This is a genomic window from Acinetobacter sp. YH18001 (assembly GCF_013416975.1).
GTDB lineage: Bacteria > Pseudomonadota > Gammaproteobacteria > Pseudomonadales > Moraxellaceae > Acinetobacter > Acinetobacter pseudolwoffii.
The window spans coordinates 1-5,084 of sequence record NZ_VPEU01000082.1 but is presented as its reverse complement, the minus strand read 5'-3'; the positions used below and the strand labels follow the sequence as shown (position 1 = coordinate 5,084).

The 5,084-nt window shown below is 38.4% G+C and carries 7 protein-coding genes; 2 read left to right on the top strand and 5 right to left on the bottom strand.

What is annotated here, in order from left to right:
* Positions 1-177: 177 nt before the first annotated feature.
* Genes FTV48_RS14010 through FTV48_RS14000 form a run of 3 tightly spaced genes read right to left on the bottom strand, consistent with a single transcriptional unit; the run spans position 178 to position 1,759 of the window.
* On the bottom strand, positions 178-678 hold the full coding sequence (locus FTV48_RS14010) for a hypothetical protein (RefSeq protein WP_107010120.1): 501 nt from the start codon (positions 676-678) through the stop codon (positions 178-180).
* The gene (locus tag FTV48_RS14005; RefSeq protein WP_180000727.1) at positions 675-1,604 is read right to left on the bottom strand and encodes a MobA/MobL family protein; all 930 of its coding nucleotides are present in this window, start codon (positions 1,602-1,604) and stop codon (positions 675-677) included. The genes FTV48_RS14010 and FTV48_RS14005 overlap by 4 nt, the downstream gene beginning before the upstream one ends.
* Positions 1,604-1,759, bottom strand: a complete 156-nt coding sequence (locus FTV48_RS14000; RefSeq protein ID WP_169031083.1) for a hypothetical protein — start codon at positions 1,757-1,759, stop codon at positions 1,604-1,606. Before FTV48_RS14000 ends, FTV48_RS14005 begins: the two co-directional genes overlap by 1 nt.
* Before the next feature lie 280 nt (positions 1,760-2,039).
* On the opposite strand from FTV48_RS14000, the gene FTV48_RS13995 reads away from it, so the two are divergent.
* The gene (locus tag FTV48_RS13995) at positions 2,040-2,465 is read left to right on the top strand and encodes a conjugal transfer protein TraD (protein ID WP_107010121.1); all 426 of its coding nucleotides are present in this window, start codon (positions 2,040-2,042) and stop codon (positions 2,463-2,465) included.
* Between the two features lie 416 nt (positions 2,466-2,881).
* Positions 2,882-3,589, top strand: coding sequence for a tetratricopeptide repeat protein (locus tag FTV48_RS13990; protein ID WP_180000726.1), 708 nt, complete (start codon positions 2,882-2,884; stop codon positions 3,587-3,589).
* Positions 3,590-3,611: 22 nt separating this feature from the next.
* Here FTV48_RS13990 and FTV48_RS13985 read toward each other — a convergent pair whose 3' ends face one another.
* Entirely contained in the window at positions 3,612-3,908 is a 297-nt protein-coding gene (locus FTV48_RS13985; protein ID WP_213069658.1) for a HigA family addiction module antitoxin, read from the bottom strand.
* 10 nt (positions 3,909-3,918) lie between these two features.
* Positions 3,919-4,197, bottom strand: coding sequence for a type II toxin-antitoxin system RelE/ParE family toxin (locus FTV48_RS13980; protein ID WP_087704769.1), 279 nt, complete (start codon positions 4,195-4,197; stop codon positions 3,919-3,921).
* Positions 4,198-5,084: the final 887 nt, after the last annotated feature.

The window sequence follows — 5,084 nt, the reverse complement described above, 5'->3', positions numbered from 1 at the left end:
CATAGGAACTTTCAAATCATTCAAATCAAGCTTTTTAATGGGCGCAAGTTCTTCTTCCTTAAACTCTGTTCTTTCTAAACTTGATTGCTTTAACATAATAATTTCCTTAACTTCCACTAATTTTAAACATAATAAAAATTATAAATGAGTGCTTAGAGCCTTCATTTTCAGATTCAGCTATTTGGGGTCAATAACGCATAAATCCCCATGCTTCCCATAGCCACACTGCTCTTTCATCACTCGGACGCAAGGCTTGGACTCGTCTCCAACGGCACAACTTTGAATATCAAACTGAATACCTTGCTGCTTTAAACTCTCGATCTTTGGAATATTCTCTAAAGGCTTAATATAAGATGCAAATAACCATGTCATAGTCAGTATGAAAACTGAAAAAACACCTAAGAAAGTGGTGATTAACTTCCATGAAAATTGATCACTGGCTGATTCAATCGAGTTTTTCAAGCGTCCAAGCGCTTTAGCGGTCTTAATAAGTTCTGCTGTACCGTCCTGTAAGCCATCATTTACCGCTTTTGATATAGTGTGGTGGGTTTGCCCAGCAATAGTGCTTTGAATGTGTTCTTTCGTGATTTGAAGCTCTTTAACGGCCTGATTGACTAGGTTCTGCTGTTGTTCTGCAACTGCCATCAGTGCATATAGCTTTTTTTCATCAGGTGTCATCGGCTCATCCCTCTAAACTTCATTGTTTTCTGTTGCTCTCTTTCTAATTTCTGCTGTTGTTTGTACTGTTCCAAAGCAAGCTGTTTAAAGCTGTCAAAATCAGCCTTAAAGCTCTCAATACCCTGTTTAATTTCTTTGTCTGAAATTGGGCTGTTTTTGAGGTCTTTCAGGTCTTTTTTAGGGTCGCCTAAATCTAGTTGCTCAAGCTCTTTATAGGCTATACGTGACTGTTGCAAGGCTTCCCTGATTTCAGGGTCTTTAGCTTGGCTTGGTAATAGTTTCTTTTCGGGTTCTTTCTCTACGCCTTGCTCTTTGTAGCTTCGCATATCAATACGGCTGTCAATTTGGTGTTTTTCTAAATGGCTGTTGCATAAATCTGCCCATCTTTGGCGTAGGTCTTTAATATCGGTTTTTCGTTCCTGGTAAGTCTTGCCTGTATTGTCTTTTTTAGCTCCGCCACGTTCAGGATTCTTGCTGTTATAGCGTTTAAAATATTGCTCTGGATCTCGCTCGATTCCATCTTGTAGACGTTCATTAAACATGAGGTGAACGTGAGGCTGATCGTTGCCGTCTATTGCTTTAGGGTTATGGATCGCAAACTGATACGGATATTTTGAGCCAATTTCAGACTGAATGAAGTCCTCAACCAGTTCTAGGCGTTGCTCGGCATTCATCTCTCTAGGCAGGGCAATTTCATATTCTCGATAGGTACTGCCATTTTTGCGCTCGTAAAGGTCGGCTGCCTGCCAAAAGTTAATCGGATTATGTTCTGCCCATTTCGGCATGTTTCCATAAGCACTATGTTCAAGATCGGTTTCTGCCTGTTCCTGTTTCAGCTTCTTTTCTTCGTCCCGATCTATATATTCGGCATGCGGTGCTGCCTTGCCTGCCTTACCAACTTTGACACTTAAACGAGCAATCGCCATTAGGTTTTATCCTGTTCCTTTTTTTGGTTGCGTTCCTTCTTAAACGCTCTTTGATCGAATATCGAAGCAAGTACCATAATGAGGATGAGTAGCGGTGCTGCGATCACGCCAAAAATAATATCTTTGATCTTTCCCCATACCTGTTTTAGTTGCATGTTGTTGCTCCTAGCGTTGGTACTTCTTTTTTTCATTCAATTTTCAATTGAATGAAAAAAGAAGTTTCAGGGTTTTAGGGATGAAGTCCCTAACGTGCTTAGGTTTCTCAATGAAATTGAGAAACGTCTAAGCGCGCCATCAAACTTTTGATGGAAGTACAGGCGAAATTCTCTAGAACGAACTTTAACAAAATTGCGGACATCGGACATAATTATTTTGTTATCGTTCTTTGAGAATTGAGCCTGTGCTTTTGCGGCATCTGAATTAATGGAATCAAATATGAATAATGATTGGCTGTCTGAAAAAATCACCTATATTTCTGCTTTAAAAAGTCCTAGTGATGTTCAAAAACTTTTATTGGAATTAGCCAAAATCCAATACCGTACACCCGACCAAGAGAAAAAACTGAATGCTTTGATTAAAGCCGAAAAAGCCATAGAACGAGCGAATAAGCAAAAAGTAGCAGTTAGAAAATTACTGAATGCAGAGAAAGAAGCTGAACGTAAGGCGCGTACACGTCACTTGATTCAGTTAGGCGCACTGTTTGAAATTGCTAACCTGGATAAACGGGACCCCGCCGAACTGCTCGGTATACTACTTAAAACAGCGGAGATTGATCCTAACGATATGAAATGGCAGATTTGGAAAGACTTAGGTCAAGAGGTGTTAAATCAACGTAAAAAGACTGAAAAACAAAGTAATTGATTATGCAGTTAAGCTACTTAAAACCGTGGAACATTGCTCACTTATTGATCGTGAACATGAAAAATCATTAAAAAAGCCCAAGTAGGCATACTTAGGCTTTTTAGGATACGATAAGGCTATGAATTATAAGAAATAATATTTTGCATTTCGTATAATCTGCATTATGTTAATTGTAGGAAAACTTAAATTAAAATACTTAAATAAGCTATTCTTAGTATTTCATGCACACCATCTAACGAATAATAAATTTCTGATATTTGAATCAGAACATTTGTAATATGAAACTAAATATTAAGTGCTACTGAAAGCTATCTTATTGCAGATAAGATTAAAAATAGTAATGGTATAGCTTAACTATTTAAAAAAATGAGAATAAACCCTCATTAAAAAATCTATTTTTATTAAATTTTAACGATATGAAAACGAAAAATTTATCAATATTTTTAACGGTATTATTGATAGCCTGCTCAGATGTTGATGACAATCCGAAACCAGATAGAACGCAATTTGAAATACTGTTAGAAAAAGCTCAGCAAAATGATGCAGAAGCTCAATATAATTTAGGCCGTATGTACCACTATGGTGAAGATGTTCCCCGGGACTTTGCCACCGCTAAGGCTTGGTACGAAAAAGCTGCTGCTCAAGGTCAGTTAGATGCCCAAGTTAATCTAGGCGTTATATATAACAACGGGAGCGGTGTTCCTCAAAACTTTAATACCGCTAAGGCTTGGTACGAAAAAGCTGCTGCTCAAGGTCATGCAGAGGCTCAGTATAATTTAGGTACTATGTATTACTATGGTGGAGGCGTTCCTCAAAACTTTGCTACCGCTAAGGCTTGGTACGAAAAAGCAGCTGCTCAAGGGGATATAAGGAGTCAGAATAATTTAGGCTTTATGTATACTCAAGGCCAAGGTGGGCATAAGGACTTCAATACCGCTAAATTTTGGTACGAGAAAGCGGCTGCTCAAGAGGATACAGACGCTCAGTATAATTTAGGCCTTATATACTTAAATGGAAGAGGTATAGGTAAGGACTTAAATACAGCTAAAAAGTGGTTTAAACAATCCTGCGACAATGGAAATCAACAAGGTTGTGATGAATACCAAATCCTAAACCCACATTAATAAAATTTATTAATATTTTTAGTTAACAATTAACAAAAAATGGTTGAATCTGTGGACGCTGTTTTTGTGATTCCATCCAAAGTGAATACTTAGATTGAACACGCATTAACAGGTCTGCACTGATTCCCAAAGCATCATGCAAGCGTAAAGCTACATCTGCGGTCACTGGCGCTTTACCGTTAATAATTCGAGAAAGTAAAGGACGTGTCACTTGAATACGTTCAGCAAGTTCTGTAATGGTGATCGCTTGTCCTTCTTCTTTTAAGCCATCTAACCATTCTGACACTAACTCACCTGCATGAGCTGGATTATTCATCATCATATTCACCTCAATGGTAGTCCTGATAGTCCACGATATACGCATTACCATCTTTAAAAATAAAAGTCAGACGCCAATTGGCACTCACAGTGATTGACCAATGATCTTTTAATTTACCTTTCAAAGGATGAAGCTTCCATCCAGGAAAATTCATTTCATCAATGCTTTGCGCTTCATTCAAAGCAGTTAATTGTCTTTTTAACTTGGTTGAATGAACAGACTGAATACCTGCTGTAGAACTGGTTTTAAAAAATCGTTCCAGTCCCTTATGATTAAAATCTACAATCACAAAAAATCATCCTTTGTATAGTTTTAATATACAGCAATTCGTTCAGTAAAACTATACAGAAATATAGAATCAAATAAAATCAAAAGCCTTAAAAACAAATGTGCTCACTCTCTCAACTCGCCCCCAAAGCGTCGCACTTCGTGCTTTGGCTTTGGTGAACGGTTGAGAGAGTTTCGGCAATACTCACCCTAAGGGCAGTCATTTAAAAAAATGACCTATCCCCTAAGTATTGCCGATTTACCTGTATATATTTGGCTTCGGAGCCACGTATATCGGTCGTATCCGCACATAGTTTTGCTGACTATGCAGACAAGGACTCAAAGTCTTGCACTTCGCTCCACGCGCTCCCTGTCGTTACACTGCCTGTATCTCTGCGAGGGTTTCCCCAACATGCAACTTAACAAGTCCTATGTAACTACTCCCAACGCTCCGCCTATGTGAAGTTCCCCTGTAAGCGGTTTAGCCTTTCGACTATAGCTACAATACGCCAGTGACACTTATTCCTACCACACGTAATGCATGCCGACCGTAAAACGGACACGCAGAAGCGGGCAAAGCTCGATCTAGGATACTTATTTGATGGTTTAAAACACGAATTAACGAAGACTTATCATTTTGAGGCTTGATATAAACACTGTTTATTGTGAAAATAGAGTTCAGGTACAAGCCTTTTGGTGAAATCATAACGGTCGCCAAACCTTATGATCTTCGTTACTTGATGTTAGTTCCATCAAATAACTGCGTACCGCTGAATTTACTTGAAAACCCCTCTAAGTTGCAAGACTTAGAGGGGTTTTTGTTTATAATTTTAAATTACAAGTTACTTATCCTTGTTTAAAGCAAATTTTCGCTTCTTAATTACAGTAATTGGCTTTTCTTGTGGAGCC